This window comes from Poseidonibacter sp. (assembly GCF_041821165.1).
Lineage (GTDB): Bacteria > Campylobacterota > Campylobacteria > Campylobacterales > Arcobacteraceae > Poseidonibacter.
This window is the reverse complement of the sequence record NZ_JBGUES010000185.1, coordinates 1-4,492: the sequence shown is the minus strand read 5'-3', so window position 1 is coordinate 4,492 and position 4,492 is coordinate 1. Positions and strand designations below refer to the sequence as shown.

The window sequence follows — 4,492 nt, the reverse complement described above, 5'->3', positions numbered from 1 at the left end:
CTTTCAATACTTAGTATCATTTTTATCCATTATTTGATTTTATGATGAATTTTAGCTTAAAGTAGATTAGAATTTTATTTTAGCTAAAATAATACCTAAATTTATTATATTAGGATTCTTATGAAGAAAATTTTTATTATTGCTTTTATATTTACAAGTTTTTTATATGCACAAAGTTTTGAACAATGGAAAAATGAACAATCAGCTTCTTTTGGTCTGTATAAAAAAACAATGGATGAAGAGTTTTCTTCAATGTTAAAAGAAAAATGGTCAATCTATAAACCAAAAGAAGAAAAAAAGCTCTTTATAGAACCAAAACTAAAAGAAATACCTAAAATAAAAGAAGAAGTAGAAATCTTAAAACAAGAGATTAATAAATCTCCTATTGTTAAACCTAAAAAGTATCCAACTATTCAAGCAGAAGAAATTGTAGAAGTTAAAAATGTACCTAAAATAGTATTGGATAAAAGTTTAGAAAATATCTCATTTTTATTTTTTGGAAAACAAATAAATCTAAATTATGATAAAAAAATAAATTTTGAACTTTATGAAATCAATAATAAAACTATTAGTAATAAATGGACACAGTTAAGCCAAGCAAAAACAAATCTATTAATAAAAGATATAAAAACTTATGTAGATAATTTAGAACTAAATGATTGGGCTAAATATTTATTTATAAATGAGATTGGAAAAAATATTTATAAAGATAAAAATAAAACAAATATTTTCACTTGGTATATTTTGTCTAAGATGGGATATGATATAAAAGTTGGCTATAACACAAATGCTATTTATCTTCTTTCAACTATAAAACATAAACTATTTCAAGTATCTTTTTTCAATCTGTCAAATAAACGATATTATGTTTTATCACCAGAAGGTAAAAGTAAAAGAGTTACACAGTTACATATTTATAAAGGTAATTACCCAAAATCTATTGAAAGCTTATCTTTTGAGATAAATAAAGCTATTAAATTTGATAATAATATTCAAACAAAAAACTTATCATTTGATTTTCAAAATAAGAAATACAATATAAAAGCTAATTACAGTAAAGATTTAGTTGATTTTTATAGAAGTTTCCCTCAATCTGATTATAAAATATATTTTAATAGTAAAAATTCATCTTTAATATCACAAACATTATTAAAAGAGTTAAGTAAAGAATTAGAAGGAAAAACAGAAATTGAAGCAGTAAATTTTCTATTAAGATTTACTCAAAAATCATTTTCGTATAAGACTGATGATGAACAATTTTCTTATGAAAAAGTAATGTTTCCAGAAGAGACTCTTTTTTATCCCTTTAGCGATTGTGAAGATAGAAGTATTATGTTTTCAACACTTATAAAAAATCTTTTAAATTTAAATGTAGTTGGAGTTAAATTCTCAGACCATCTTGCAACTGCTGTTGAATTTAAAGGTAAGGTAAGTGGGGATAGTTTTGAGTATAAAGGAAAAACTTATACTATTTCAGATGCTACGTATGTTAATGCAAATGCTGGAATGACAATGCCTAAATATAAAAATTCTTCTTTTAAAATTATTGAATAGAGAAACTAAATAGTTTCTCTTTTTAACCACTCTTGGGCATAATCAAATTTACCAAAACCTGAAGATGCATTTATATGACCTGCATCTTCTAAAATTTCAATATTAACACCTAGTTTTTCTTGAAGTTGTATAGCTTCTTCTTTACTCATATAAGGATCATTTGTTGAGGCAATCATAATTACCTCTTTTGCTTTTAAATCTTTTGCAATAGGATAAGGATAAAAACTTTGTGCAGCTTCTACTACTCTTGTTCTACTAACAGGAGCTACAAGCATTAATTTATCAAGTTTTATATTTAATTCATCACAAGTATGAAACCATAAAACATTTGCTAATGAGTGACAAACTACAATATCTGGATTAAAGTGTTCTATCTCTTTTTTAAGTGTTTTCTTCCATTCATCAAGTTGTGGATTATCTCGTGATGGAAATGAAGGAAAAGATACAATATAGTTATCTTTTATTAAATCACTTGAAAGTTGTGCTTGCCAATGAGGAAAATCACTACCACCTAAACCATGTAATACTAAAACTCTTTTATTCAATTTTTAACCTTTTAATTATCTCTTACACATCTAACATATTTCTTTTTATGTCTACTATCAAAATAAGCTGTTCCACTTACAAAATGCATATAATCAGCATAAAACCAAAATGTTCTCCAATGTGCTTTTTCGGCCCAATATCCATCTGGAACATTGTATTTAAATGCATAATTTATATAATTTTTTGTATTTCTTTTATTTACAATATATTCAAACTCTTCTAAAGTGGGGATTCTCCAATTTGAATAACCTGCGTGAGTAAGATTTTTACAATATGAAATTGCATCATCATGATTTTTTGAGACTTTTAAGTTAGAGATATTATCTACCCACATTAGTTTATGCGCACTATCTATAACAACTTGAATATCACTTTTTCTGTAAATTCTTGCATCTAGTACAGAAATAAATAAGAAAAATAGAATTAAGTATTTCATAACTTATCCTTTGAAGTTGTTTATATCAAACTTACCTTTTTTAAGTGTTCTTTCAACATTTTCATCAAATAATTCAACACTTACTTTATAATCTTTTTTAAAAACTAGTCCAACTAATTCTTTTGAACTCTCTTTTTTTTCATCTGAAGTTGAGTGTTTTTTCCACTCTTTTAACTTCTCTTCATATAATTGTACTATATCTTTCTCAAATTTTGTTCTTGAATAAATAAGGAAAATAACAAGTGCAAGTAATATTCCAAAGGGAATAAGTAAATCAAGATTCACAATACAACCTTACTTCTTTATCTATTGCATAAATATCATCAATATTTTTAACACTTATATTATTAAATTTATTTAAAGCATTTAGCGTTATTTTTGATACATCTAAAAAACCAATTTGTGAATTTAGAAATTTAGAAACCGCAACTTCATTTGCAGCATTTAAAACTACACCTAAATCAAGATTATTAATAATTTCATCTTTTGCTTCCCAAATTGGATATCTTGAAGTCTGTATTTTTTTAAATTCTAATGAACCTACTTCAAGTAAATCAACAGGTTTTAAAACTTCTTCATCAACTTTTCCTAATATCGCATAAGCAATTGGAAGTTGCATAGAAGCATTTGCAATATGTGCTGTTGTACTTCCATCTGCAAAATTTATCATTGCATGAATTAATGATTTTGTTTCAATTATTGCATCAAGTTTTCTAATATCAAATAACCACGCAGCTTCCATTAGCTCAAATATCTTATTTGTCATTGTTGCACTATCAATTGTGATTTTATTTCCCATTGACCAGTTTGGATGGTTTAGTGCTTCTTTGATTGATACATTTGCAAGATTTTCTAAGGGATAATCTCTAAATGACCCACCACTTGCAGTTACAGTCATTGAATCAATTTTTTTATCTTGTAATAAATACCATAAACCAAAATGCTCTGAATCTATTGGGCTTAATTTACTTTGGTCTATAAATTTACCTGCAACTACTAAGGATTCTTTATTTGCTAAGGCAATTTTTTTATTACACTGTATTGCTTTTAAAGTTGGACGTAAACCTAAAAAACCAACTAAAGCATTTACAACAGTAGCAGAACTACTATCTTCAATAGCATTTAATATTGACTCTTCTCCAAAACTTACATTTGTATGATTTACTTTTGAAATATCTTCTTTATTTGCAATTACTACTTTTTTAGGTTTAAATTCTGCTATTTGTTTATTTAGTAATTCAATATTTCTACCAGCTACTAAAACTTCAACATTTAGATTAAACTTTCTTGCAATATTTAGTGTATTTACACCTATAGAACCTGTTGAACCTAATATAATCAAATTACAATCCTAAGAAGAACTAGCATTACAATACCACCAAAAAGGTAGCCATCAGTTCTATCTAAAATCCCACCATGACCTGGTAAAATATTTCCGCTATCTTTTACACCAGCTTCTCTTTTTAAGTATGATTCAAATAAATCTCCAAAAATTGAAGCAAATGCAACTATTGTTGAAACTATAATAGCAACTACAATTGATAATTGGTCATTTGCAAAATATGTTCCTAATATTGCAGCAGTTACAACTCCACCTATTACACCTTCAATTGTTTTATTTGGACTTGTTTCACAAAATTGAGTTTTTCCAATACTTTTTCCAACAAAATAAGCCCCAATATCAGTACTAGCAACAACAACTAATAACCATAATAGTGTCATAACACCATATTCATTGTAAAGTGATAATAAGAATAGAAATGATGCAGTTGGGTATAAAAGAGGTAAAAATAGTTTTTTATTTAATGTTTTTTTATACGCTAATTGAGATGCATAACCAATTGCTACAATAAAAATTAAATCTTCAGGATTTGGATAAAAGTATGCTGCAAACCATAAAAGAGCTGTATAAATATAGATACTATCACTTTTTAAATCAAATAGTTTTTTAGATTC

6 protein-coding genes are annotated in these 4,492 nt (G+C 26.1%); 1 reads left to right on the top strand and 5 read right to left on the bottom strand.

Annotated elements, in window-relative coordinates; all coding sequences use genetic code 11:
• The first annotated feature begins 120 nt into the window (after window positions 1–120).
• Window positions 121–1,554 (top strand): hypothetical protein, encoded by a 1,434-nt coding sequence (locus ACERKK_RS11520; RefSeq protein ID WP_373773224.1) that lies wholly within the window; start codon window positions 121–123, stop codon window positions 1,552–1,554.
• Between the two features lie 5 nt (window positions 1,555–1,559).
• On the opposite strand, the gene ACERKK_RS11515 is transcribed toward ACERKK_RS11520, so the two are convergent.
• The 5 genes from ACERKK_RS11515 to ACERKK_RS11495 form a co-directional block, all read right to left on the bottom strand.
• Window positions 1,560–2,099, bottom strand: coding sequence for an RBBP9/YdeN family alpha/beta hydrolase (locus ACERKK_RS11515; protein ID WP_373773223.1), 540 nt, complete (start codon window positions 2,097–2,099; stop codon window positions 1,560–1,562).
• An 11-nt stretch (window positions 2,100–2,110) separates the two neighbouring features.
• Window positions 2,111–2,536 carry a DUF1566 domain-containing protein gene (locus ACERKK_RS11510; RefSeq protein WP_373773222.1) on the bottom strand — a complete coding sequence of 142 codons (426 nt, stop codon included), beginning with the start codon at window positions 2,534–2,536 and terminating at the stop codon, window positions 2,111–2,113.
• A 3-nt stretch (window positions 2,537–2,539) separates the two neighbouring features.
• Complete coding sequence (locus tag ACERKK_RS11505; RefSeq protein WP_373773221.1) at window positions 2,540–2,821, bottom strand: hypothetical protein; 282 nt, start codon at window positions 2,819–2,821, stop codon at window positions 2,540–2,542.
• Window positions 2,811–3,878 (bottom strand): 1-deoxy-D-xylulose-5-phosphate reductoisomerase, encoded by a 1,068-nt coding sequence (gene dxr, locus ACERKK_RS11500; RefSeq protein WP_373773220.1) that lies wholly within the window; start codon window positions 3,876–3,878, stop codon window positions 2,811–2,813. Before dxr ends, ACERKK_RS11505 begins: the two co-directional genes overlap by 11 nt.
• Window positions 3,875–4,492, bottom strand: a 618-nt coding sequence (locus tag ACERKK_RS11495; RefSeq protein ID WP_373773219.1) for a phosphatidate cytidylyltransferase, incomplete at its 5' end; no start/stop codon positions are given. The genes dxr and ACERKK_RS11495, both read right to left, overlap by 4 nt.

Coding starts and splice junctions, on each gene's coding strand:
- ACERKK_RS11520 (WP_373773224.1), top strand. CDS start 121: ATGAAGAAAATTTTTATTATTGCTTTTATATTTACAAGTTTTTTATAT.
- ACERKK_RS11510 (WP_373773222.1), bottom strand. CDS start 2,536: ATGAAATACTTAATTCTATTTTTCTTATTTATTTCTGTACTAGATGCA.